The organism is Flavobacterium columnare, assembly GCF_014844295.1.
Lineage (GTDB): Bacteria > Bacteroidota > Bacteroidia > Flavobacteriales > Flavobacteriaceae > Flavobacterium > Flavobacterium columnare.
In genome coordinates, this window is record NZ_CP054494.1 from 296,898 (window position 1) to 320,406 (window position 23,509).

General features: G+C 32.7%; 25 protein-coding genes and 2 pseudogenes. 17 read left to right on the forward strand and 10 right to left on the reverse strand.

Going from position 1 to position 23,509, the window contains the following annotated elements:
• Positions 1-417 precede the first annotated feature (417 nt).
• Positions 418-819 (reverse strand): annotated as a pseudogene (locus HUE53_RS01345) (transposase); the annotation flags it as partial.
• A gap of 189 nt (positions 820-1,008) precedes the next feature.
• Between HUE53_RS01345 and HUE53_RS14495 the strand changes: the two are divergent.
• Both HUE53_RS14495 and HUE53_RS01350 read left to right on the forward strand, forming a co-directional pair.
• Positions 1,009-1,308 carry a DUF6922 domain-containing protein gene (locus HUE53_RS14495; RefSeq protein ID WP_014166532.1) on the forward strand — a complete coding sequence of 100 codons (300 nt, stop codon included), beginning with the start codon at positions 1,009-1,011 and terminating at the stop codon, positions 1,306-1,308.
• The gene (locus tag HUE53_RS01350) at positions 1,295-1,981 is read left to right on the forward strand and encodes a nucleotidyl transferase AbiEii/AbiGii toxin family protein (RefSeq protein ID WP_014166533.1); all 687 of its coding nucleotides are present in this window, start codon (positions 1,295-1,297) and stop codon (positions 1,979-1,981) included. Before HUE53_RS14495 ends, HUE53_RS01350 begins: the two co-directional genes overlap by 14 nt.
• Before the next feature lie 249 nt (positions 1,982-2,230).
• On the opposite strand, the pseudogene HUE53_RS14500 reads toward HUE53_RS01350, so the two are convergent.
• A pseudogene (locus HUE53_RS14500) lies at positions 2,231-2,308 on the reverse strand (transposase); the annotation flags it as partial.
• A 107-nt stretch (positions 2,309-2,415) separates the two neighbouring features.
• On the opposite strand from HUE53_RS14500, the gene HUE53_RS01360 reads away from it, so the two are divergent.
• Together HUE53_RS01360 and HUE53_RS01365 are read left to right on the forward strand one after the other, a co-directional pair.
• Complete coding sequence (locus HUE53_RS01360) at positions 2,416-3,288, forward strand: Rpn family recombination-promoting nuclease/putative transposase (RefSeq protein WP_192188626.1); 873 nt, start codon at positions 2,416-2,418, stop codon at positions 3,286-3,288.
• A gap of 790 nt (positions 3,289-4,078) precedes the next feature.
• Positions 4,079-4,912, forward strand: a complete 834-nt coding sequence (locus tag HUE53_RS01365; RefSeq protein WP_192188627.1) for an energy transducer TonB — start codon at positions 4,079-4,081, stop codon at positions 4,910-4,912.
• A 323-nt stretch (positions 4,913-5,235) separates the two neighbouring features.
• Here HUE53_RS01365 and HUE53_RS01370 read toward each other — a convergent pair whose 3' ends face one another.
• A complete protein-coding gene (locus HUE53_RS01370) occupies positions 5,236-5,649 on the reverse strand; it encodes a DUF6691 family protein (RefSeq protein WP_014166537.1) in 414 nt (137 codons plus the stop codon).
• Between the two features lie 4 nt (positions 5,650-5,653).
• Positions 5,654-6,211 carry a YeeE/YedE family protein gene (locus HUE53_RS01375; protein ID WP_014166538.1) on the reverse strand — a complete coding sequence of 186 codons (558 nt, stop codon included), beginning with the start codon at positions 6,209-6,211 and terminating at the stop codon, positions 5,654-5,656.
• Between the two features lie 430 nt (positions 6,212-6,641).
• Between HUE53_RS01375 and HUE53_RS01380 the strand changes: the two genes are divergently transcribed.
• Positions 6,642-7,097 (forward strand): hypothetical protein, encoded by a 456-nt coding sequence (locus tag HUE53_RS01380; RefSeq protein ID WP_014166539.1) that lies wholly within the window; start codon positions 6,642-6,644, stop codon positions 7,095-7,097.
• Between the two features lie 59 nt (positions 7,098-7,156).
• On the opposite strand, the gene HUE53_RS01385 is transcribed toward HUE53_RS01380, so the two are convergent.
• Both HUE53_RS01385 and HUE53_RS01390 read right to left on the reverse strand, forming a co-directional pair.
• Positions 7,157-7,462 (reverse strand): c-type cytochrome, encoded by a 306-nt coding sequence (locus HUE53_RS01385; protein ID WP_014166540.1) that lies wholly within the window; start codon positions 7,460-7,462, stop codon positions 7,157-7,159.
• Between the two features lie 90 nt (positions 7,463-7,552).
• Positions 7,553-8,485 (reverse strand): peptidylprolyl isomerase, encoded by a 933-nt coding sequence (locus HUE53_RS01390; protein WP_014166541.1) that lies wholly within the window; start codon positions 8,483-8,485, stop codon positions 7,553-7,555.
• 49 nt (positions 8,486-8,534) lie between these two features.
• On the opposite strand from HUE53_RS01390, the gene HUE53_RS01395 reads away from it, so the two are divergent.
• The 4 genes from HUE53_RS01395 (at position 8,535) to trmD (ending at position 11,040) form a co-directional block, all read left to right on the forward strand.
• On the forward strand, positions 8,535-8,993 hold the full coding sequence (locus HUE53_RS01395; protein WP_014166542.1) for a GNAT family N-acetyltransferase: 459 nt from the start codon (positions 8,535-8,537) through the stop codon (positions 8,991-8,993).
• A gap of 3 nt (positions 8,994-8,996) precedes the next feature.
• Positions 8,997-9,794 carry a class I SAM-dependent methyltransferase gene (locus HUE53_RS01400; RefSeq protein ID WP_014166543.1) on the forward strand — a complete coding sequence of 266 codons (798 nt, stop codon included), beginning with the start codon at positions 8,997-8,999 and terminating at the stop codon, positions 9,792-9,794.
• A 47-nt stretch (positions 9,795-9,841) separates the two neighbouring features.
• Complete coding sequence (locus HUE53_RS01405; RefSeq protein ID WP_014166544.1) at positions 9,842-10,285, forward strand: DUF1569 domain-containing protein; 444 nt, start codon at positions 9,842-9,844, stop codon at positions 10,283-10,285.
• Positions 10,286-10,359: 74 nt separating this feature from the next.
• Positions 10,360-11,040, forward strand: coding sequence for a tRNA (guanosine(37)-N1)-methyltransferase TrmD (trmD, locus tag HUE53_RS01410; protein ID WP_077225683.1), 681 nt, complete (start codon positions 10,360-10,362; stop codon positions 11,038-11,040).
• 46 nt (positions 11,041-11,086) lie between these two features.
• Here trmD and HUE53_RS01415 read toward each other — a convergent pair whose 3' ends face one another.
• The 3 genes from HUE53_RS01415 to HUE53_RS01425 all read right to left on the reverse strand — a co-directional run bounded on the left by HUE53_RS01415 (position 11,087) and on the right by HUE53_RS01425 (position 15,241).
• On the reverse strand, positions 11,087-11,902 hold the full coding sequence (locus HUE53_RS01415; protein ID WP_014166546.1) for an SDR family oxidoreductase: 816 nt from the start codon (positions 11,900-11,902) through the stop codon (positions 11,087-11,089).
• 319 nt (positions 11,903-12,221) lie between these two features.
• Positions 12,222-13,580, reverse strand: coding sequence for a hypothetical protein (locus tag HUE53_RS01420; RefSeq protein WP_065213200.1), 1,359 nt, complete (start codon positions 13,578-13,580; stop codon positions 12,222-12,224).
• A 266-nt stretch (positions 13,581-13,846) separates the two neighbouring features.
• The gene (locus tag HUE53_RS01425) at positions 13,847-15,241 is read right to left on the reverse strand and encodes a hypothetical protein (RefSeq protein WP_065213199.1); all 1,395 of its coding nucleotides are present in this window, start codon (positions 15,239-15,241) and stop codon (positions 13,847-13,849) included.
• A 541-nt stretch (positions 15,242-15,782) separates the two neighbouring features.
• Here HUE53_RS01425 and rplS point away from each other — a divergent pair.
• The 7 genes from rplS to HUE53_RS01460 all read left to right on the forward strand — a co-directional run bounded on the left by rplS (position 15,783) and on the right by HUE53_RS01460 (position 21,868).
• The gene (gene rplS / locus HUE53_RS01430) at positions 15,783-16,133 is read left to right on the forward strand and encodes a 50S ribosomal protein L19 (RefSeq protein WP_014166550.1); all 351 of its coding nucleotides are present in this window, start codon (positions 15,783-15,785) and stop codon (positions 16,131-16,133) included.
• 502 nt (positions 16,134-16,635) lie between these two features.
• A complete protein-coding gene (locus tag HUE53_RS01435) occupies positions 16,636-17,184 on the forward strand; it encodes a hypothetical protein (RefSeq protein WP_192188628.1) in 549 nt (182 codons plus the stop codon).
• 63 nt (positions 17,185-17,247) lie between these two features.
• Positions 17,248-17,409, forward strand: coding sequence for a hypothetical protein (locus tag HUE53_RS01440; protein WP_192188629.1), 162 nt, complete (start codon positions 17,248-17,250; stop codon positions 17,407-17,409).
• A 276-nt stretch (positions 17,410-17,685) separates the two neighbouring features.
• The gene (locus tag HUE53_RS01445; protein WP_192188630.1) at positions 17,686-19,908 is read left to right on the forward strand and encodes an NADP-dependent isocitrate dehydrogenase; all 2,223 of its coding nucleotides are present in this window, start codon (positions 17,686-17,688) and stop codon (positions 19,906-19,908) included.
• Positions 19,909-19,947: 39 nt separating this feature from the next.
• Positions 19,948-20,133 carry a hypothetical protein gene (locus HUE53_RS01450; protein WP_127822312.1) on the forward strand — a complete coding sequence of 62 codons (186 nt, stop codon included), beginning with the start codon at positions 19,948-19,950 and terminating at the stop codon, positions 20,131-20,133.
• A gap of 12 nt (positions 20,134-20,145) precedes the next feature.
• On the forward strand, positions 20,146-20,328 hold the full coding sequence (locus HUE53_RS01455) for a hypothetical protein (RefSeq protein ID WP_060382768.1): 183 nt from the start codon (positions 20,146-20,148) through the stop codon (positions 20,326-20,328).
• 484 nt (positions 20,329-20,812) lie between these two features.
• On the forward strand, positions 20,813-21,868 hold the full coding sequence (locus tag HUE53_RS01460) for a serine hydrolase domain-containing protein (protein WP_192188631.1): 1,056 nt from the start codon (positions 20,813-20,815) through the stop codon (positions 21,866-21,868).
• Between the two features lie 414 nt (positions 21,869-22,282).
• Here HUE53_RS01460 and HUE53_RS14505 read toward each other — a convergent pair whose 3' ends face one another.
• Entirely contained in the window at positions 22,283-22,372 is a 90-nt protein-coding gene (locus tag HUE53_RS14505; RefSeq protein WP_081078412.1) for a transposase, read from the reverse strand.
• Positions 22,373-22,594: 222 nt separating this feature from the next.
• Here HUE53_RS14505 and HUE53_RS01470 point away from each other — a divergent pair, with 222 nt between their 5' ends.
• Positions 22,595-23,356, forward strand: a complete 762-nt coding sequence (locus HUE53_RS01470; RefSeq protein WP_014165234.1) for a copper resistance protein NlpE — start codon at positions 22,595-22,597, stop codon at positions 23,354-23,356.
• Positions 23,357-23,509: the final 153 nt, after the last annotated feature.

A 23,509-nucleotide genomic window follows, 5' to 3' on the forward strand; every position in this document is an offset into this window, starting at 1 on the left:
GGCAAGATTGCGAATTTTGTAGTAAATACACGTTTATTTCTCGCAAGAAATTTTATCTTTGATAGAAATTAATCAGTTCCGAAGTTCGCAACCTCGCCAAGCGCCGGAACGTCAGGCTGTGAAAAAACCTCTTTTTTGAATACAATTCATCCCACCAAACTGACATAACTTTGTTTTAAGCAATGCTATTTTTGAACTTACTTTGAGGTGTTTCAAAAAATATAAAGCCTATAAACAGGTTTAAATAAGTCGTTTTTATCAAAAAAAAGTCCTTTGTCTTGTAAGGTGAGTTCCAAACTTTAATTTTTGCTATTAAATCAGGGACTCCAAGTATGTTTATGGTGCGCTTGATGTTATAGACTAGCATAATCAAGCTATGTTCACCGTTTACTTTTTCAAGTCCTATTAAATTGGTATGATTGTATCCCCATCGGCATCTTTCAAAAAAGAAACAAACAGTTTAAAGAGTTGCTTCAATGCATTGGGATTGTCTTTTCTAAAATCAGAAATACTGTGATAATTAGGACGAATATCTTCTAACAACCATTGCATTTCTATGTTACGAATACACTCTTTTTCTAGCTTTCTGGAGCTACGTATGCCATTTAAATAACCATATAAATAGATTTTAAGAAACACTTGGATATTGAAACTTGGACGACCTTCGGATTTTAAAACAACAGGTGTAAATCCTACTTTTTGAAGGTCTATGTGTTCAACAAAAGCATCTATGAATCGAACTGGGTTTTCAGAAGTAATTTTGTCTTCTAAACTCGATACAGGTAACTGATTACGGGAAATCCCTTGGATATGCTGCATTTTTAAAAATACGAAAATTCCCCTTTTTTAACAAACTATTTTAGCTATATTTGGTGAGGTTTCTGAGTTTTTTCACAGACTGACGTTGTAGGTAATTGTAAAAAAACGGAACGTGAAGACAGAAAGTAAAACTTTGGTATAAAATTTGAAACTATATAAAAATAATTATTACTTTTATCATAACTAGCTATGAAAAAGACTGTTAACATATTAGAAAAAATACCAAACTACGTTTTTTGGGATTTGGATGTGACTAAACTTAACATCCATAAGGATAGTGACGTTATTATATCTCGTATTCTTATGTTTTCAGATTTTTCAAATTACAGTGATAACATATTGTTTTTGGAAAGTTTATACACAGAAGAAACAATAAAAAGAGTAATTATAGCTTCAACTGAGCGAATTTCGGACGAAATTTGTTCACTTACTTCAAAAAGATACAATACTCCTATTAAAAGTAAATTCAACAAATATGTATATCTCTAATGAGCTAGAGAAAACTATTAAAGAATTACAACAACTAAATTCATTAAGTAGTTTCTATTTAGCTGGTGGCACAAATTTAGCAATAAGATATTCGCATAGAGAGTCAGTAGATATTGATTTATTTTGTGAAAATATTATTGGTATTAGTGGCTTTGAATTAATAGAAAAAGAAATAATAGAGACATTTAAAAATAGAGTTTTGTATATTGGTTATCCAACAAAACAAAATGATGAACTCGTTTTTCTTCGAACTATTATTTCAACAGATAATACAAATATTAAAGTTGAAATAATACAAGGGTTTAAGCTATTCCATCCAATTGAAACAATTAATGGAATAAGACTCGCTAGCGAGTCTGATATAGGACTTTTAAAATTAGATTCTATAACCAATAGATACGCAGAAAAAGATTTATATGATTTAGATTATATAACTGAAAATCCAAATCACTCTTTGAACAAACTAATGGAATTATACGAAAGAAGGAAAAATTATTATATTGAAAATAACATAAATACAATATTCAGTTTATCGAATGACTTTTGTCCAATTGAGAATACCGAATTATTGATATTAGAAAACCATAAAGAAATCAAAGATAAAATTCCTTTCCATTCAGACTCACGACTAAAGAATAATAAGTCATCACTTATATATCACAAATCTAATTGAAAAATAAAGGTCAGGGCATACTTAAATAAAAAGTAAAACAACTACCTACAACAGCTAAGGTTTCGTTGCGTGCGGAGCACGAACAATGAAACCCGTGTTGAACGGAACCGCTTACACTTCCGCCCACTATGGGGATTTCAAACTAAAAATTTAAGGATATACAAGAGGCATTTCACGCCTCTTTTTTTTGAAGTCTACTTTAGGTGTTTTTTATAGTGATTTCCTTCACTTATGGGTACAAATTCCCATACTACTCAAAAAGCCATAATATCTTATTTTGACAAAGTTTTTGGAGAGTATATGCAAAGCAAAACACTTTCTGCACTCCTACAAAAAACGTTACCTGTAATACCGCCACCGAAAATCCTCCGAAATTTAAGATCAACATCAAAGATTATTTTTTGTAAATTTGACCAAGAAAACAAGTTGAGAATATGAAGGCAAAATACATCAATCCCTTTACCGATTTTGGGTTTAAGAAGATATTTGGGGAAGAAGCCAGCAAAAACCTGCTTATCGACTTCCTCAATGCCTTGTTGCCAGAATATGACCAGATCAAAGAACTTTCTTTTAAAAACACCGAACAACTCGGGCAGACCGACCTCGACAGAAAAGCCATCTACGACATCTATTGCGAAAACGAAAAAGGCGAAAAATTCATCGTAGAGCTCCAAAAAGCCAAGCAAAACTACTTCAAAGAAAGAACCATCTATTACTCCACATTTCCCATTAGAGAACAAGCCGAAAAAGGAGAATGGAACTATAATTTGAAAGCGGTTTATTGCGTAGGTGTTTTAGATTTTACTTTCGACGATTACGAAAACGAACCCGAAAGAAGCGAGGTAGTGCATACCATCAAGCTGAAAAACCAAAACGGAAAAATATTTTACGATAAACTGACCTATATCTACTTGGAAATGCCCAATTTTAACAAACAGGAAAACGAATTAAGCTCCCGTTTGGATAAATGGTTGTATTTTATCAAAAACTTGGAAGATTTTCAAAGTATTCCCACAATTTTCAAAGACGAAGTATTTACCCAAGCCTTTGAAAAAGCAGAATTGGCAAATTTAGGGCAATTGGATTTAGACAAATACGAGAGCAGTCTTAAAGTTTACCGAGATCTAAAAGGCGTTATCGACACTGCTTTCGACGAAGGAAAGATGGAAGGATTAATTGAAGGAGAAATAAAAGGAGAAATAAAAGGAAAGATTGAAACGGCTAAATCCTTAAAAAAATTAGGTGTTTCAGTAGAAATAATTACGCAGGCAACAGGCTTGACTAAAGAAGAAATCAACAAACTATAATAAGGTGCTACTGCCAACAGCTAAGGTTTCGTTGGACTCGAAGAGCCGACAATGAATTGTAATCACTGAACACAAAAAAAACAAAGTGAAGTAAACCTCTGTTGAACGGAACCGCTCTACTTCCATTATTATGGATTTTTCGTAAAGTTTTGAGAGAGAATAACAAGAGGCATTTACGTCTCTTTTTTTGAAGGGTATTTTAGAGGGTTATTTAAATGATGTTCTTTACTTATGGGATAAACACCTTTACTCGTAAAGTTAACTATTATAGGATTTTAGATTTTGTCTATCGCCAAAATACCAACGAATGAACCTTTTTTGTCAAAAATTAAGATGGCATATAAATTACCCATTTTACAATAGGCTTCTTCCTAGTATCAAAATACTCTAATCAAAAGGATAAATAAACTATTTAAAACCTTTATCTTTTCGTTTGGCTTGATTTAGTATTTTGTTCTATCTTAATCCATCAGGATATTTTTTTTCAAACATAACAATTGTGTTTTTTTCACAAAGATACCATTTTACTGAACTATCGAAGGTCTTGTACAACAAGTCTAACTGTTGCAAAGCATCATTTTTAAAAAACAAAAAAATACAATTTCTTTTAAGGTGTTTTAAAGGAGGTTGCGTTTTTATTATACTTCAAAGCATACTAAAAGTTTAATATAAATTAAAAAAATATATAAAATTTAAGATAATTTATATTTTTTTGGCATAATTATTTCATACAAACAATATACTTTCTGCAGAAGTTTATATTTTTTATATTATTAAAACCAAAAAAACTATGTCAAAATTAAACATAAACAATAACGAGTGGTTAGAACTTGTTTTCGAAAATAAAAATAAAGCATACGGAGCTTATCAATTACGTAAGCAAGACAGTAGTACTAGCATTAAAGCTTTTTTAAGCGGCATCTCTTTTATAACTGGCCTTGCTGTTTTGCCTATCCTTTTAAGTTCCTTTAAAGATAAACCTGTAAACACAAACACTCCTAATGATTTAGGGGATATTATGGTTACAGAAGTTCATTTACCTAAAAAAAAGGAGCAAAAACAAATTGAAAAACAACTCAAGAAAATTAAAAAAGCAGACATTATAACTCCCAAAACCTATAATTTAATCAATCCAAAACTTGTTAAATCGACAGAAATACCAGAAAATATTTTAACCAAACCAGATGATGTGGGCAAAAATATTTCAGAAAATCTGTTAGCACTACAGGGGAGTATAACTGGTGATCCGAAAGGAAACACTAGCGAACCTACATCTGCTGCTAATACTCCTTCACCTATCCCTGAAGAACCTTTAGCTCCAGCTATACTAGAAAAAAGCCCTGAGTTCCCAGGAGGTCTAGATGCTTTTATAAAAATTGTAAGCAGTCGTTTTCAAACGCCTGAAATAGAAGAGAGCAATACCTTTAAAATATTCGTTTATTTTGTAGTGGAACCTGACGGCAGTATTACAAATATAAACGTTCCTAGAAATCCTGGTTTTGGTTTAGACCAAGAAGCCATACGTGTTCTAAAATCAATTAAAACAAAATGGAAACCTGGCATCTATGAAGGGCATACTGTGAGAACTCAATATTCGCTACCTATCACCATTCAAATTAATTAATAACCTAAATAAGATTGAAATCTTTAAGATTCCAATCTTATTTATTTCGCTCTTAGAACGAAATCATATAATCTTGATCTGTGTCTTCTCCTAGCGTCGAAGTGACAAATTAGCGAGTCAGTTCTTCTTTTGTATATCTTTTTTGTAATTTAAATTTAGAGATACTCGCCCTATTAAACTTTTAATTTAAAACAAATCCAGTTTCTAGATCTATTTTAAAAGAGGCTCTTGGTTTCGGATAAATTCTAGAAATTAAGCCCCTAACAGATAAAAAACTACTTCTTATAAACCTCTTTAAGATAAAAGTTATCATAATGGTAAGATCAATGAGGCAATTTATTTTTTAATAATCCATATACAAAAGTCCCTAATAAAGCTCCTAAAAGAACAACAAAAATAGCAGGAACTCCTGTTCCTAACAATATAAAAATAGGACCAGGACAAGCCCCCACTAGAGCCCAACCTAAACCAAAAATGATACCTCCTAGTAAATAACGAGTAATAGAAATATCCTTATCTGGGATTAAAATAGGCCGCCCTTCAACATCTGTTAACTCTTTTTTCTTGATAAATCGTATCCCTAGTACACCTACTAAGATAGCTACTGAAATAATACCATACATGTGAAATGACTGAAACATAAACATTTCATAAATACGATACCAGGATACGGCTTCTGCTTTTGTTAAAACTATTCCAAAAAGCAACCCAACTGCAAAAAAACGTAGTAATTTCATTTGTTTAAAAAAGTAAAGGTAAAATAAAATGAGCCATAACTAATCCTCCTAAAAAAAAGCCAATTACAGCTATTAAAGAGGGTAGTTGTAAATTACTTAATCCAGAGATCGCATGCCCTGAAGTACATCCTCCTGCATAAGGGGTTCCAAAACCAATTAGAAAACCTCCTAACAAGAGTAATCCTAATCCTTTATATGTAAAAACAGAATCTAAACTAAATAACGCATCGGGTAAATACTTACCATTAGGAGCATCAATTCCCATCTTTTGTAATTGCACAATTGTATTAGGATTAATTTCAACATTATGGGTACCGCCTAGAACATGAAAAGCAATAAATCCTCCAACGATAGATCCTAATACTACAGCTAAATTCCATTTTTGTTCCTTCCAATCAAAATTAAAATATTGAGCTGATCTTTTACCTCCTGTCATCGAACATATTGTTCTCAGATTTGAAGACATCCCAAAGGTCTTCCCGAAATAAGTCAACAATAACATAACGAGACCTATTAATGCTCCCGAAATTGCCCAATGCCAAGTTTGAGTTAAAATTTCCATTTCTTTTATTTTTACACAAAAATAAAAGAAATGATGTCATAAGATAAAAAGTTATGAAAAAAATTTAGAATCTACAACGGTACAAATACGTTCAATTATTTTTTCTTCCTAAAATAAGCGCAATTAGATCATTGCATTTTATTAAATTCTCTGGATTAAAGGAAAATTTATTTTTCTTAATTTTCTTAAATCCAAATTTTAAAAAATCAAAAAGCACCCTTTTGAGGTGCTCTTTATGAAATTCTAAGATAACTCTTTTATTAACCCAACCAATATAATGAAAAAGAAATATCTAGACCCAAGCAAAAGCTTGAATTAAAATTTCGAGTACAAAGTTACTATTATTTTTATCAAAAAAACAAAGCTTTTAACTAAAAAGGAATATTTTGTTACAAAGTTTTGTTTTTATATTTGTAAAAAAATCGAAATAATGAAAAAATTCCACCTTTTCTTACTAACAAGCTTTGTCGTATTAAGCAGTTGTATCAGTACACGAAACACTATTCGAAACATAGATAATAACATAGCTGGTCCCTCACTCGATGAGAAACACAATAGTTTTATTATTACAAAGAATGCCTCTGATAAAAAATATGCTTTTACTGAGTTTTACCCTGTAAATGTAGGCTTTACCTCAATAGAAGATGGGGAAAACAACCAGAAACGTTTTTTAAATGCTTTGGCCGGTCCGAAAGGAGAAACTATTTCTTATAAATTAATAGAATCTTGTTGCCCTTTCCCTACTAATAGAGCGGATATAGGCGCAGGTATGTTAGATATTTATGAAATAACCTACCCTGGACAAAACAAACCAGTCTTAGTTTATTTAAACAAATATGAAAAAGGCGAATTGATGATACCGGTAGGATTTACCGCAAAAAAATAAGAAAACAGGGGAATTTGAAACAAAAAGATTGTTTTTTTGATTCCCCTCTTTAAGTCATATTACATTCCGTAGGTCAAATAATTATACACTAAATTTTTTTGTTCCTCCGTAATTTTTGCTTTAGGAGCCATACGATTTACTGTTTTTACCCAACCTGTCTTATCATGCTTAGATGCGGGAAACAATTTATGACACTTTGCACAATTGTTTTCATACATCATTTTTCCTTCTGCAATTTCAGTAGGCAATTCTTTAACAACGTCCTTTTTACTTTCTACAGAGGAAATAGGGTAGATTGCTTTTTTGGAACATGAAAAAAGAACGCCTCCTAAAACAATAGCTCCTAGTATTTTTTTATCTAACATAATCTGTTTTTTTTGATTTTGGTAAATATAAAAAATCCCCCTTTTTTTAAAGGTGGGATTTTTAAATTATACAAATATAAAATTTAGTTCTTATTTCACATCCATTAATTCAACGTCGAATACTAAAGTAGCATTTGGAGGAATTACTCCTCCTGCTCCTCTATCGCCATATCCTAAATACGATGGAATTACAAAACGGGCTTTATCCCCCACTTGCAACAAAGCTATTCCTTCGTCCCATCCTTCAATCACGTGCCCCTTTCCTAATGGAAAATCGATAGGTTGTTTTCTTTTGTAAGATGAATCAAAAACTTGACCATTTTCTAAAGACCCTTGGTAATGTACAGAAACTGTTTTCCCTTTTTCTGCTTTCTTCCCTTCCCCTTTTTGAATAATTTTATAACGTAATCCGCTTTCTGTTTTTTCAAAACCTGCAGATAATTTGTCTACCGCTTCTTCTGCCAAACGTTTTGCTTCTTCTAATCTCTTTACACGTGACCCCTCAAATGTACGAAAAGCTTCAATAGCATTCCATTTTTCAGCTTCGGCACCTACACGAATAATTTCAATTGACTCAATTAAATCTTCTTGTACCACTGCATCTACTACCTCTTGCCCTTCTACAACATGACCAAAAACAGTATGCTTACCATCTAACCAAGGCGTTGCGACATGTGTAATAAAAAACTGAGATCCATTAGTCCCTGGACCCGCATTAGCCATAGATAATACCCCAGGACGATCATGCTTTAAGGAAGGATGAAATTCATCATCAAATTTATACCCTGCATCGCCTGTTCCTGTACCTAGAGGACATCCTCCTTGGATCATAAAATCGGGAATAACACGGTGAAATTTTAGTCCGTCATAATATTTTTGCCCTTGAGACTTAACTGAATTCTCTAAATTTCCTTCTGCTAAACCTACAAAGTTACCAACAGTTCCAGGAGTTAAATCATGTGTTAGCTTCACCAAAATAGCTCCTTTAGAAGTATTAAATTTTGCGTAAATACCGTCTTGCATCACTTTATTTTATTAAATTTGAGGAACAAAATTACGATTTTATATTCAAATGAACATCAAAATAATTAGCTATAACTCTAAATATAAAGAAGATTTCGTCAGACTCAACAAAGCATGGCTGGAAGAGTATTTTTATATAGAACCACATGATATTGCTACTTTTGAAAATGTAGAACAAGATATTATTCAAAAAGAAGGGATGATCTTTTTTTGTTTGATTGACAATGCCGTTGTGGGTACTGTTGCAATGATCAAAACAAACCCTTTGACTTATGAATTAGCAAAAATGGCAGTAGATAAGAATTTTCAAGGAATGAAATTAAGCCCATTATTAATGAATGCTTGTATTGATTATGCTGTTTCTCAAAAAGCGAAAAAAATATTTCTTTTATCAAGTACGAAACTAATTCCTGCTCTTAATTTATACCGTAAATTCAATTTTATTGAGGTACCATTAGATGAAACCGATTATGTAAGGGCTGATATACAAATGGAACTAAAGTTATAAATCATGGAAGACTTAAATTATTTAGAAATAAACAGAAAAACTTGGAACGAAAAAACAGCCATTCACATCAATTCTGATTTTTATGACACGACTTCCTTTTTAAAAGGGAAATCTACATTAAATGATATTGAATTAAAGCTCTTAGGAAATATTCAAAACAAGAGTATTTTGCACTTACAATGCCATTTTGGTCAAGACTCTATGTCTTTACAACGAATGGGAGCACAAGTAACAGCAATTGATTTATCTGATAAAGCAATAGAAACCGCTCAATCTTTCAATGCTCAATTAGGATTAAACACACGTTTCTTTTGTTGTGATGTATACGACAGTCCTAATCATATTCAAGAAAAATTTGACCTTGTTTTTACTAGCTACGGAACTATTGGTTGGTTGCCCAATTTAGATAAATGGGCTCAAGTAGTTTCTCATTTTTTAAAACCTAATGGTCAATTTATTTTTGTAGAATTCCATCCTGTTGTTTGGATGTTTGATAATGATTTTAAAAAAATATCCTATAATTATTTCAATATAGAAACCATAATAGAAGAGGAAAAAGGAACTTATGGCGATCGAGATTCTGATATAAAGACAAAAACAATATCGTGGAATCATCCAACGTCAGAAGTATTAAACGCGTTAATTAAAAATGGCCTCCAGATTAATTCTTTTGAGGAATACGATTATTCTCCTTATAATTGTTTTAATCAAACAGAAGAATTTGAAAAAGGGAAGTTTAGAATTAAACATTTAAAAAATAAAATCCCTATGATATTCAGTCTAACAGCTAGTAAAAAATAGAACTTAAGACAAAACTCTATACAAACATTATAAAAATACAACATCCAATGAAAAATATATTTATTCCTTCAGACAATGAAGAATTAATAAATCGTATTGCAAAACTAACACCCGAAACGCAACCCTTATGGGGGAAAATGACCGTAGATCAGATGATGAAACACTGTATTGCTCCAATAGATGTTGCTACAGGTGATTTAGTTTTAAAAATCCCTTTTTTAATGAGTTTATTAGGCAAATTAATGAAAAATAAAGTCCTAAATAACAAGTTTAAACACAATAGTCCTACCGCGCCTCAATTTATTTTTAAAGAAAAATATGATTTTGAAAAAGTAAAATCAGAATTAATTGAAAAAACACGAAATTTTCAAAACGGAACCGAAGTTATCAAACTCGCCTTTCATCCTTTTTGGGGCAAATTAACAAGTGAAGACTGGAACAAACTCCAATGGAATCACTTAGATCACCATCTAAGACAGTTTGGTGTATAATTCAAGAAGCAACAATTATTTAAAGTTAACAGAAAGTTTGTAACTTTGCAGCTTTCAACTTTTTGACTTAAAAAATGCGTATTGATATCATAACCGTTTTACCCGAGCTCATGCAAAGCCCTTTTGAAGGTTCTATTATGAAAAGAGCGATCCAAAAGGGATTAGTAGAAGTTCATTTTTATAATTTAAGAGATTACACCTCTGATAAACGTCGTAGCGTAGACGATTATCAATTTGGAGGCGGTGCTGGTATGGTTATGATGATAGAACCTATTGATAAGTGTATTTCTAAACTAAAAGAAGAGCGTACTTATGATGAAGTTATTTACATGACTCCTGATGGTGAAACATTACGTCAGCCATTAGCCAACAAAATGTCTATGTATAAAAATATTATCATTCTTTGTGGACACTACAAAGGAGTCGATCAAAGAATACGCGATTTACATATTACAAAAGAAATATCTATAGGAGATTATGTTTTGAGTGGCGGCGAAATTGGAGCTATTGTTTTGTGCGATGCCCTTATACGTCTAATACCAGGTGTTTTAAGTGATGAAACTTCAGCACTCACTGACAGCTTCCAAGACAATCTACTTTCTCCCCCCATCTATACACGCCCTGCCGAATACAAAGGAATGAAAGTACCTGATGTCTTACTTAGTGGACACCAAGCCAATATTGACAAATGGCGTGAAGAAAAAGCATACGAACACACTAAAAACAGAAGACCTGATCTTTTAGATAATTTATAATAGGCTTTGTGAAACCAAAAAAATAAGTTTCACAAAGCCCCACTTTTTATTTACGTCCTTTAAAATCATTCATCGCATCATAAATACCCAATACATTATCCATAATCCACTCATAAACAGATAAGGGAAATATCCCTTGTGCTAAACGAATAAACCAGTATGGTAAAGGCATTGCTAAGATTCGAGTTCTTTTTTCTATAGCGCAAATAATTTTTTCGGCTGTTTTTTCGGGTTCTAATATGGGCAATACTTTTGACTGAACTCCATCAAACATACCTGTATTAATATAATACGGCATAATAGTGGTTACAGAAACGTCTTTTGTTTGTTCTAGCAACTCTAACCTAAGACTATCACTCCACCCCACAACTGCCCATTTAGAAGCTACATAAACTGACATTTTAGGACTGGATACCAATCCAGCCGATGAAGCAATATTACAAATAGCACCATAATTTTGAGCTAACATACCTGGTAAAAACACCCGTGTTGTCTGCATCAGAGCCTCAGCATTAATCAACAGCGTACGAGATATTTCACTAGTTGTATGATCTAAAAAGTGTTTCCCAACTACAATTCCGGCATTATTTATTAAAATATCTATTACCCCTATTTCTTTTTTTATTTGATTCGCCAATGTTACTATCTCTTCTATATTTGATAGATCAACAGTATAAATCTTTATTTTTGATTCGAAAATAGCAAAATCTTTTTTTAATTTTTCTAAGCCTTCTTTATCTATATCCCAAATAATTATTTCTGATACACCTCGTTCTAAGGCTTTCCGAACCATTATTTTTCCTATTCCCGAAGCTCCTCCGGTAATAAGTACTTTTTTATTTTCTAATGTTATTCTTGACATTAATACTTCTTTTTTTAATATTTACCCCTTATTGTATTGAGTTTTCCGATGAAAACGAACAGCTCAAATAAGATAAAAATATAGATATATTTTCTTATAAATGTAATTTTAATAAATTAAGGAAAATAGAATCATTTTTATTTATAATAAATTTCTAATGTGTATGTAATACGGATTCAATCTCGGTAAAATATTTTCTTCTTTAAAAAAAAGTGATTCCTTTTGAATCTCTTTATCGAAGAATCATAAGAAATCACTCTAAAATAATAGTTCATTAAACAAAGAATCTATTTATTCTAAAATCCCGAAAGAATTTACTTTAAAAAACTCTATACCATTTATCCAATCCTAACGCAAAGCCCACAGAAGTATTTGCTGGTAAACTAATTACTCCTGTAAGATTTGTATTAGTAGTCCCCATAACTACATTATAAGATGACCCTCTATGAATTACTACCACATCACCGTATTTATGTCCTGCCGCAATAGCATTAGCAGCTGTCGGAAGTATAAAATCTGCTAAAGTAGTATTCGTTTGAAGATTACCCGACCAATTACCATCATACTCTTCATAAGTAGTTAAATCAGCAGGTAATGTATACGGAAACGCTCCTGTACAAGAACAGCTATTAGGCATATATCTTTTTTCGTTTATCTTTGTTACCAAATCACCATTATTGTCTACCACTAAATTCTTAGTTCCATCTCCCGTTGTAGATGTTGCGGCAACGTTAGCCCTTTGTTGTGTTAAACGAATTGGAGGGGTTCCTAAAACACCTGAATTAATTTCTACTCTTCTTGAAGGAGTACTAGTTCCTATTCCAACATTTCCTGCATTAGTAATTCTCATTCTTTCATTAAAAAAAGGAGTCAAGGCAGTTCCTGTAGAAAAGATTATTGATTTTGTATTATTTGCATTAGCAATGTGCATATCTTGTCCGCTTCCTACATAAGACACATCATTTGCTCCTCCTATATTATACGCTGTGGGAAAGTTAAACCCTGAATTATTAATTCCCATCCAAGCAAAACCAGAAGTAGCAGTCCCGTTATTAGCTGTAGCTGAATACCCGCTTTGAGCTTGAAGCCCTGAACTTGTATTTTGAACATTAAATTGAAAAAAATCATTAATATTTCCTGTTGCATTTACAACCGTTTGAACCCCTGTCGTTCCAGCCGCTACATCAAGTTTGCTCGCAGGAGATGCCGTTCCGATACCTAAATTCCCGTTACTTAACAACCTCATTCTTTCCGTATTATTCGTACGAGTTACAAAATCAGCCGCATCTGTAGTTCCTACAAAATTAGTTGAGGCAGAAGTCCCCGTATTTCCTGTTAAGGCCCATTGTGAAGGACCTGAACTAGCTTGGCTTGTTAATAACAACCAACTTGAACCGTTCCAATAATAAAATCCAGGAACCACATTATTAGGTGCTGTTCCTGCCGTAGCTGTATTGTACACAATGGTTCCCGTTACGGGTGCTCCTCCTCCTTGTGGATTTACTACTGGAGCTGACGCATTTGAAGATGTTAGAGCTACTTGAGGAGGAACAAAACCATTTGTTGAAGAGTTTATCTCTAACGCCCCCCTAGGCTGATCTGTTCCAATCCCTACTTGACCAAAAGAATAAGACGAAACAAAGAAAAAAAATAATGTTTTAAGTAATCTCGTACCCATATACTTATCGTTTTAATATTTTATTAAAAATACCTTTTAAAGTTTGCGAAATATACAAATTTTCTACAACATCTAATATTCCCTAAATTTATTTACATTTCGTATCTAAAAGCACAACTAAAAAGACCTAACTACGGCTCCATTCTATAAAAATTATTTTAGGGATACTTCTCTATTTTCGTCCTATTTTGTTTTCTTTTCTTATTCTAAAATATTTAAATAAAAAAACTACTTTAAATAGATCTAAAAAACCTATTCCCTTTTCTTTAATTCATAACCATAACATCAAAATAGAATTGCCCTGCCCAGCAAGATACTGTTCCATTCCCAAGCGTATCATTCCTAGTAATATTAACGGTAATAGAAGATTGCGATTTTGCCGCATAATTTAAAGAAAAGGTATCAGGATATCCACTATTATTAAGGGCATTAAATATGATTCCTTTAGGGTTGAATGGTAATTGTGGTGAAAAATTATATCTAACCTGTAATCTTTCTGCACTTATTGGAAAACTCGCATTAGAGGTTTGTTTTGATAATACGGTCCAAGTTACTGTGGTATTTACACCACTTATGGTTGTTACAAAAGAACCCGTTGAATTTACCGACACATTAGCACATATAGGTATTATCATCCCCTGAAAAGCAGAAATTAAGGGTAAATTACTCGATTGCCAAGTAGCATTTCCATTTGCATCGGAAACTAACATTTTACCACTCCCTTCACTACCGTCTACAATTCTTAATGCGGGAGAACCTGTACTGTTAATGTGTAATTTTGTTGTAGGATTAGTAGTTCCTATTCCAACATTTCCTGCATTAGTAATCCTCATTCTTTCATTAAAAAAAGGAGTCAAGGCAGTTCCTGTAGAAAAGATTATTGATTTTGTATTATTTGCATTAGCAATGTGCATATCTTGTCCGCTTCCTACATAAGACACATCATTTGCTCCTCCTATATTATACGCTGTGGGAAAGTTAAACCCTGAATTATTAATTCCCATCCAAGCAAAACCAGAAGTAGCAGTCCCGTTATTAGCTGTGGCTGAATATCCGCTTTGGGCTTGAAGCCCTGAACTTGTATTTTGAACATTAAATTGAAGAAAATCATTAATATTTCCTGTTGCATTTACAAGCGTTTGCCTCCCCGTAACTCCAGCTGCTACATCAAGTTTAGCTGTAGGAGAAGCCGTTCCGATACCTAAATTCCCGTTACTTAACAACCTCATTCTTTCCGTATTATTCGTACGAGTTACAAAATCAGCCGCATCTGTAGTTCCTACAAAGTTAGTTGAGGCAGAAGTCCCCATATTTCCTGTTAAGGCCCATTGCGAGGCCCCTGAACTAGCTTGGCTTGTTAATAACAACCAACTTGAACCGTTCCAATAATAAAATCCAGGCACCACATTATTAGGTGCTGTTCCTGCCGTAGCTGTATTGTACACAATGGTTCCCGTTACGGGTGCTCCTCCTCCTTGTGGATTTACTACTGGAGCTGACGCATTTGAAGATGTTAGAGCTACTTGAGGAGGAACAAAACCATTTGTTGAAGAGTTTATTTCTAATGCTCCTCTAGGTTGGTCTGTTCCAATCCCTACTTGACCAAAAGAATAAGACGAAACAAAGAAAAAAAATAATGTTTTAAGTAATTTTCTATACATATTGTAATTGTTTTTAATACTCGGCAAAATTACTGTTTAAATACACAAACACACAAATAAAAAAATAAAACACTAGAAAACAATCAGTTACCATAAAAAAACAAATAAAACATAGGAAAAAACTTAAATTTAAACTTGTTGTCAAAAATAAAATACACTAAAAAACTTCTCAAATCAATTATTTTATATCTATTTAAACCCAAATTATGCGTTAGCCTTTCGGATCAAGATGAAAAAGACAAAGAAGTTAAGAATAAACAGCTTTTTTTACCAAAACTGTAGTTTTATCACCTTGAGAACAAAAATGAAGTGGTTTTTTAATTTCAAAGTCGTTTTTATCTATAATAAATTTCTAATGCGTAATCTGGGTTAAATTCAAAAAACACTGCCATACTTATAAAACAAGAGATACTAAAATAAATTCTACACAAATTGAATTGTCTTTTTAAAACGGAATAATTATCTTTGCGGCTTAGTTTGATCAACCTCTGGCGAGAATCGTGCATGTTGCTCAGGTTTTAACTTAATAATTTTTATAAAAATGTCAAGTTTATTAGATTTCGTAAACAACGAATTAGTTGCAAAAAATGATTTCCCTTCATTCAAAGCGGGTGATACAATCACTGTGTACTATGAAATTAAAGAGGGTGAAAAAACAAGAACTCAGTTCTTCAAAGGAGTAGTAATCCAAAGAAGAGGTACTGGTGCAACTGAAACTTTTACAATCCGTAAAATGTCAGGTGCTGTAGGTGTTGAGCGTATCTTCCCTATCAACATGCCAGCGTTACAAAAAATCGAAGTTAACCAAAAAGGTAAAGTTCGTAGAGCTCGTATCTTCTACTTCAGAAACCTTACTGGTAAGAAAGCTAAAATCAAAGAAAGCCGTAAATAATCTTTCTTTAACCCATAGAAAAGCTCCGAATTTCGGGGCTTTTCTATTTTTAGGACAACACAGAGATAAACACCGTTGTCAAAGATGAACTATAATAACACAAATTATCACTGATCTCACAGATGAACCATGTGATAACACTAATTTCACGAATACGTACGAATGACTCTCAGATAAATCTGAAGCAAAAAAAAACCTAGTAACACAGATTTTCAAAACCAACCACCATTTAACAAACTTTTGAACCTTATACACAACAGTATGTCACGCTGAGACACGAAGTGTCTAAAACACGATTCTAACGAAAATGCAAAAACATCATTTTTACGGTTTCCCGTAAGCGAGGTATTATTTATTTTTATAGTTTAGCGGTAAACAAACTAAAAGCTACGGAACTTCAGAAGAAGCTTGGGTGGGCATTACTAATTAAGAACATTCAAATTGCGTAAATTGTATTACAAGGTGCGTGTATTTGTGAGTTAGCAGCCATATAACCCAAAAAATGAACGAACTATCCGAACAAGCAAAAAAACTTGCAGAACTAACAAATAAGAATTTAGATCAACTTGCTGGAAAATGTCCAATAAGAAATGAGGTTCAGGATTATTATCTTGGAATCATAAGACGACAAGCAATAATGCTTTTAGATTTAAGCAAAATTTTAGAAAATAGAAATCGTGAATTAGTTACAACTCCTTATATAATTTTAAGAAGTATGCTTGACGATTTTTTACATCTTTTATTTTTAGAACTTCGTGAAGACAAAGAAGAACAAATCATATTAATAAATGCGAAGGCACATAAACAAACATTCAAATCGCTAAAAGAATTAACCGACAGTAATCATAAACATTTTAATGGTGGGTATCAATTTTATTTGAACAATGAACAATTTGAAGCCTTAAAGGAAATTTTTAAAGGAAAAGAAGAAAATCAAAAATACTTTCAAGACATTGCTACTTTTAAATTTAAAAATTTTCTTCAACTATCGCAAGTTGCAAGTTCAATAAATTCCACGGGAGAAGTGGAAATATTTAAAGACAGAGCATAATATTACTTATGGTGTGATTTTTCAACTTTTGTACATTATTCAATTTTTTCATTTTATTTAGAAATGAACTTTGACCCAGCAAGCCTACATAAAATAGATGAAAGTTTTCAATATTGTTATAATTCAATTTACTTGGCATTTAAATACTTTGAAAGAACGTTAGGTTTAACTTTTATAGATGATGAAGAATTAAAAAACAAACACGGAATAATATACGGCTGCTAATCAAGTAGACTGCCCTCTTCATTAAAAACAGAAAAAAAGCTCCATTTAGCAAAGCAGTATCTTAAAATACCAGTATAAATCCCCCCATTTCAAACACCATCTGGTACCAGGCGCATTTTACAAAATGATACCTAGCCCGAACATAAATTCCTAAAATCCCATTTTCCCCCGCTCTTAATTTTCAATTTCATAAAAATAAAAGACAGTCCCTAATTTCAAAAAAGATTTCGGGCTGATTTTCTTATATTTGTGTTCGAAAATAAAACATACCATATAATGTCAAACAAATCAACGATTCATTACACTCTAACGGATGAAGCTCCTATGCTGGCTACGCATTCGTTTTTACCTATAGTACAAGCTTTTACTCAACCCGCTAACATTGATATCCAAATTCGTGATATCTCGTTGGCAAGTCGTATTTTAGCGAACTTTCCTGAGTTTTTAAACGAAGAACAACGTGTGGCTGATGCACTTACCGAACTAGGACAACTAGCCACTACGCCTGAAGCTAACATCATCAAATTACCTAATATTTCTGCTTCTATCGTTCAATTAAAAGAAGCAATTAACGAGTTACAAGCCCATGGTTTTGCGATTCCTAATTACCCAGAAGAACCACAAACCGAAGAAGAAAAAAACATCAAAGCCAAATATGCTAAAGTATTAGGTTCTGCGGTTAACCCTGTTTTACGTGAAGGAAACTCGGATCGACGTGCTCCTAAAGCAGTTAAAAACTACGCAAAAGCGAATCCACACCGTATGGGCGTATGGGCATCCGACAGCAAAACTTCGGTAGCACACATGAATGCTGGCGATTTTTATGGTACTGAAACTTCTACTACGGTAGCTAACGACGGTAAATTCCGTATTGTTTTCAATGGTACTGATGGTTCTTCAAAAGTTTTAAAGGATTTTTCTCCTTTAAAAGCAGGAGAAGTTATCGACTCTTCGGTTATGAATCTTTCAGCTTTAAAAGCTTTTGTTAAGGAAGCTATCGCAGAAGCGAAAGAGAAAAACGTATTGTTATCAGCGCACTTAAAAGCGACGATGATGAAAGTGTCTGACCCAATTATTTTTGGAGCTATTGTAGAAACTTTCTTTGCTGATGTATTTACCACCTATGCTGCTACTTTTAAATCGTTAGATATTAACCCTAACAATGGTTTACAAGATTTATACGCTAAAATTGCAGGTCACGCGCAAGAAGCTGAAATCAAATCGGCTTTAGATACGGCTTTAGCCAATGGTCCTCGCGTGGCTATGGTGAATTCTGACAAAGGTATTACGAATTTCCACGTTTCTTCTGATGTTATTGTAGATGCTTCTATGGCAGCATTAGCGCGTAGTGGTGGTAAAATGTGGAACAAGGAAGGAAAAGAAGAAGATACCGTTTGTATTATCCCAGACCGTACTTATGCTGGTTTTTACCAAGCGGTGGTAGATGACATGATTGCTAACGGTGCTTTAGACCCTAAAACAATGGGAACAGTTCCTAACGTAGGTTTAATGGCGCAAAAAGCAGAAGAATACGGTTCGCACGACAAGACTTTCCAAATCGATGCTAACGGAACTGTAAATGTAGAAGATGAAAACGGAACAGTTTTATTAACTCAAAAAGTAGAAGCTGGAGACATTTTCAGAATGTGTCAAACCAAAGATGCGCCTATTCAAGACTGGGTTAAATTAGCAGTTACTAGAGCGCGTTTATCTGACACTCCTGCTATTTTCTGGTTAGACAAAGGGCGTGCACACGATAGTCAAATGATTCAAAAAGTAGAGAACTATTTACAAAATCACGATACTACTGGTCTTGACATTCGTATTATGGATGTAAAAGATGCCATGACTGAAACACTAAGAAGAATCCGTGAAGGTAAAGATACGATTTCAGTTTCTGGTAACGTATTACGTGACTATTTAACTGATTTATTCCCTATTTTAGAATTAGGAACTTCTGCTAAAATGTTATCTATCGTTCCATTAATGAATGGTGGTGGTTTATTTGAAACTGGTGCAGGAGGTTCAGCGCCAAAACACGTGGAGCAATTTGTAGAAGAAGGGTATTTACGTTGGGATTCTTTAGGAGAATTCTTAGCATTACAAGCTTCTTTAGAGCATTTAGCACAAACTCAAAACAATACTAAAGCACAAGTTTTAGCAGACACTTTAGATGAAGCCAACGCTTTGTTCTTAGCAAATGACAAATCACCAGCGCGAAAAGTGGGTGAAATTGACAACCGAGGGTCTCACTTCTATTTAGCTTTATACTGGGCACAAGCATTAGCAAAACAAACAAAAGATACCGATTTGCAAGCTACTTTTGCGCCTATCGCTGAGGAAATGACCACTAATGAAGCTAAAATTGACGCTGAGTTAATTGCTGCACAAGGAAAAGCACAAGAAATCAAAGGATATTACCAACCATCGTTTGAATTGACCGACAAGGCCATGCGTCCAAGTGATACTTTGAATAGTATCTTAGCCAAATTAAATTAATATAGAGCGACCTTCGGGTCGCTTTTTTATATATAAATTATGCCTGTTCGTTGGCATCAGCCTCTTTTCCTGCCAATCAAAAGAACATATCAAAGTCATTCCAAAGAAGTAATCGTTAAAGAAAAATACAATCCTATTGAACAGGATAGCCCTAATCCATTATTTGACTGTTATGAAGGTTCTCAATTAGACATGAATATCTGTTCTTCAAAAGAGTTAGCCTAATACGACAGTATATTGAATTTAAAATATAAGCAAACGCTACAGCAACTAAACATTCAAATTAAAGAAGAAAAAGAAACCCAAGAAACCTATGCTTTACAACTTAAAAACACTCTAATAGACTCTCAAAAAAATGGATTAACAGGAAAGAATCTAATCTGGAAGTTATTGAAAATTATTATGACGATGGTTCTATAAGACCGTTAGGGAAAAGCACCCAAACTATAAACGGTACCAAAGAACGAATCAAATTCCTTGAACATATTGCTAGTGGATAAATTTAAAAAAGACTTGCTGAGAATATATTCTACGGAACACATTTCACAATTAATCAGTTTAATTTTCAGAAAAAAGCTCCTTGAAAAGAGGCTAGGCAATCTAAAGTGATCTTAAAAGATATACCTACAAGATTAACTAAATTTAGTGTTAATACTCGATACGTTTCGCCCACGAGCTGACATCGCTCCCTGATTTTGTAGTCTGGAAACCTTTAAAGAAATTATTGATAATCAAGTTAAGGACAATTAGCGGTTTAAAGAAATTGGAGTTTAAGTCTAAATTTAATGGTTATTTTATATATTTGGCTTCAGTCTTAACGAAAGGTTTTGGAACAAAAATTCCCGACTTCTTAAAGCCAGCGGGAGGTTAGCTGTAATATTCATCAACACTATAACATAATATTATGAACAAAAACATAATTGTCCTATTATTGATTATTTCAAATAATCTTTTTTCACAAAAAATTAATTTTGAGAACTTAGGTAATTATCTTAATTATATTGAAAACAACAATTTAGGAACTGGTAGTGTATCAATTTTTAAAGACGGTGAAGAAATATATAATAAAGATTTTGGGCAGAAAAACATCCCAGATTTGATTTATAATAATACAACTAAATATCAAATTGGTTCAGTGACTAAACTGATTACAGCTACTTTGATATATAAGTTAATTGAAAAGAAAAAACTAAGAATCAATGATAAGCTATCCGATTTTTATCCTGAAATACCTAATTCAGAAAAAATAACTATTAAAAACCTGTTAGAACATACAAGTGGATTGGGTAGTTATGTCGTAAAAGAGGGACAAGTATGGGTAACTGAAAAGGTTACCGAAAAAGAAATTTTTAACTTAATAATAAAGCAAGGAGTAAGTTTCGAGCCAAATGAAAAAGTAGCTTATTCCAATACAGCTTATTATTTGTTGACTAAAATTATTGAAAAAAAATACAAAAAACCATTTCACAAAGTATTCACCCAAGAAATCGCCCAACCGCTTAAACTAAGAAATTTGGTATCCATAAAATCAAATCCAAAAAATGTGTTTAAACCTTATCATTATAAGATGAATAAATGGCAGGAATTAGAAAAAGAGATAGATTTTTTTAATGTTATTGGTGTGGGTGACATGGCTTCAACACCTAAAGATCTGAATATTTTTATTAATAATTTATTTCAAAACAAGATTATAAAAAAAGAATCTTTAGAGATGATGCTGCCTTCTGGAAATACCGATAGCTGGGGAAGAGGAATTGCAACCTGGATGTTTGATGGGATTGTGTTTTATGGACACGGAGGAGATACATTAGGCTCACATGCGCTTCTTATATATAATAAAGACGAAAATTTATCAATTGCCTATACCACAAATGGTGAAAGAATTCGCAAAGAAGAATTTACAAAAGATATTATTTATTCCCTTTACGATAAAGATTTTGATTTTCCAATAATTAAATAAAAAATACTAAAGCCAACATCTAAGGTTTCGTTGGACATCAAAGAGCCAACAATGAAATCCTTGCTAAACAAAACCGATTACGTGCCGTCCACTATGGAGAGATTATAAGTCTATACAATAGGTAATTGACGGTTTTTTTGAAATCTATTTTTAAGGATTTATGAGTGTTTTTTGTCGCTTTTGAACATGAAATACATTGTCTACAAAATTAACTTTTACAGAAATTAGAGTTTTGGCTATCCTCAGGATACCAATCCAGTGAACCTCTTTTGTCAAAAACTGCTAGGGTATGCAAATTTTCATTTTTACAACAGGGATATTTAGGTACTACTTTTGATTTAGGATTTTTTTGTATTAGCTCTACTTGTAATTTTGTCTGTTAAGCAGGTAAATTATTGCTTTTTATAGTATTCCTCAAAAAGCATAATGCCTTATTTTGACAAAGTTTTGGGGTAGTATATGCCATACAAATTTCTTTGTGAACTCCTCTAAGGAAAGTATCATTTGTTTTTTAATGCCTTACCTATTGCAATCCTTATAGCTAAAAGTTACGCTTTTTGCATTTGCGTCTTGGAAGCGGTGATTACTAGTGCTATTTTAGGACGTATTAGGTTGTTCCTAAATCAGTACTAAACAACAACCTTTTTATTCTGAAATCTTTTTTAAAATAAAAACAAAATTTGGCAAGATTCTTGGTTATTGATAATTACATATCAATATAAAATCATGAAAAAGATCACATTTATTCTTTTAGCATCTAGTGCTTTATTATTAACTCATTGCAAAAAAAACGAAACGGGAGTTCTAGACTCTACGGAAACCGCTTCTGAAACCGATTTCACAGGAATGTATAGCGGCACGACACCATGTGCAGATTGTCCTGGTATATACACGAATATTACGTTTAAAAAGAATGGAAATGTTGCCAAAAGTACACTGTATTTAGATAGTGATGATACGTCATTAACTGAGTATGGGGTATGGAGCAAAGAAAACAATATTATTGAGGTTACAATCCCTAATTCGCCTAAAGAATACTATGCTATAAAACCAGATCACCTCTTGGTTAGATTAAATGCTGATAAAAAAGAAGTTTCTGGCGAATTAAGCAAAAAATATATTTTTGAAAAAACAGAAAGCTATACCTCTAAAATGTTAAACGGAACGTACCAAACCAGTATTGATGGTAAAGGATATAATCAAATTTTAGAATTAAAAGCAGATAATGATAGTATTTACAATGTAAAAATCACTTTTACTGGAGCAACTAAAGGATGTACTTTTGAGGGCAAAGGTCAGTTGGTGAATAACCAGATTGATCTTGATTTAAATAAAATCAAAAAAAACTTAAAAGCTACCATGACCATTCAATTTAAGGATGATACTAAAATTGCAGAAGTATTTACTTCTAAATTTGATGAACGTTTTGATTTGATGCATTTCTGTGGTGGTGGTGCTAGTTTAGCGGGAGATTATACTAAAAAATAAAATTGGAATACAGAATATAAACGAACCGTCCGCCGATTATTTATTACTCTAAACATAAGGAAGAATTTCATGCACAATATGAGATTCTTCTTTTATTTTGAGTAAAACTCTTTTAATTCTGTAAAAGAGTTTTAGCCTATATTCTTTATTGGT

Coding starts and splice junctions, on each gene's coding strand:
- HUE53_RS01440 (WP_192188629.1), top strand. CDS start 17,248: ATGAACTTTGACCCAGCAAGCCTACATAAAATAGATGAAAGTTTTCAA.
- HUE53_RS01425 (WP_065213199.1), bottom strand. CDS start 15,241: ATGTATAGAAAATTACTTAAAACATTATTTTTTTTCTTTGTTTCGTCT.
- HUE53_RS01400 (WP_014166543.1), top strand. CDS start 8,997: ATGGAAGACTTAAATTATTTAGAAATAAACAGAAAAACTTGGAACGAA.
- HUE53_RS01390 (WP_014166541.1), bottom strand. CDS start 8,485: ATGCAAGACGGTATTTACGCAAAATTTAATACTTCTAAAGGAGCTATT.
- HUE53_RS01370 (WP_014166537.1), bottom strand. CDS start 5,649: ATGAAATTACTACGTTTTTTTGCAGTTGGGTTGCTTTTTGGAATAGTT.
- HUE53_RS14495 (WP_014166532.1), top strand. CDS start 1,009: ATGAAAAAGACTGTTAACATATTAGAAAAAATACCAAACTACGTTTTT.
- HUE53_RS01380 (WP_014166539.1), top strand. CDS start 6,642: ATGAAAAAATTCCACCTTTTCTTACTAACAAGCTTTGTCGTATTAAGC.
- HUE53_RS01405 (WP_014166544.1), top strand. CDS start 9,842: ATGAAAAATATATTTATTCCTTCAGACAATGAAGAATTAATAAATCGT.
- HUE53_RS14505 (WP_081078412.1), bottom strand. CDS start 22,372: ATGATACTTTCCTTAGAGGAGTTCACAAAGAAATTTGTATGGCATATA.
- HUE53_RS01470 (WP_014165234.1), top strand. CDS start 22,595: ATGAAAAAGATCACATTTATTCTTTTAGCATCTAGTGCTTTATTATTA.
- HUE53_RS01395 (WP_014166542.1), top strand. CDS start 8,535: ATGAACATCAAAATAATTAGCTATAACTCTAAATATAAAGAAGATTTC.
- HUE53_RS01420 (WP_065213200.1), bottom strand. CDS start 13,580: ATGGGTACGAGATTACTTAAAACATTATTTTTTTTCTTTGTTTCGTCT.
- HUE53_RS01375 (WP_014166538.1), bottom strand. CDS start 6,211: ATGGAAATTTTAACTCAAACTTGGCATTGGGCAATTTCGGGAGCATTA.
- HUE53_RS01350 (WP_014166533.1), top strand. CDS start 1,295: ATGTATATCTCTAATGAGCTAGAGAAAACTATTAAAGAATTACAACAA.
- HUE53_RS01385 (WP_014166540.1), bottom strand. CDS start 7,462: ATGTTAGATAAAAAAATACTAGGAGCTATTGTTTTAGGAGGCGTTCTT.
- HUE53_RS01450 (WP_127822312.1), top strand. CDS start 19,948: ATGCCTGTTCGTTGGCATCAGCCTCTTTTCCTGCCAATCAAAAGAACA.
- HUE53_RS01415 (WP_014166546.1), bottom strand. CDS start 11,902: ATGTCAAGAATAACATTAGAAAATAAAAAAGTACTTATTACCGGAGGA.
- HUE53_RS01435 (WP_192188628.1), top strand. CDS start 16,636: ATGAACGAACTATCCGAACAAGCAAAAAAACTTGCAGAACTAACAAAT.
- HUE53_RS01445 (WP_192188630.1), top strand. CDS start 17,686: ATGTCAAACAAATCAACGATTCATTACACTCTAACGGATGAAGCTCCT.
- HUE53_RS01365 (WP_192188627.1), top strand. CDS start 4,079: ATGTCAAAATTAAACATAAACAATAACGAGTGGTTAGAACTTGTTTTC.
- HUE53_RS01460 (WP_192188631.1), top strand. CDS start 20,813: ATGAACAAAAACATAATTGTCCTATTATTGATTATTTCAAATAATCTT.
- trmD (WP_077225683.1), top strand. CDS start 10,360: ATGCGTATTGATATCATAACCGTTTTACCCGAGCTCATGCAAAGCCCT.
- rplS (WP_014166550.1), top strand. CDS start 15,783: ATGTCAAGTTTATTAGATTTCGTAAACAACGAATTAGTTGCAAAAAAT.
- HUE53_RS01360 (WP_192188626.1), top strand. CDS start 2,416: ATGAAGGCAAAATACATCAATCCCTTTACCGATTTTGGGTTTAAGAAG.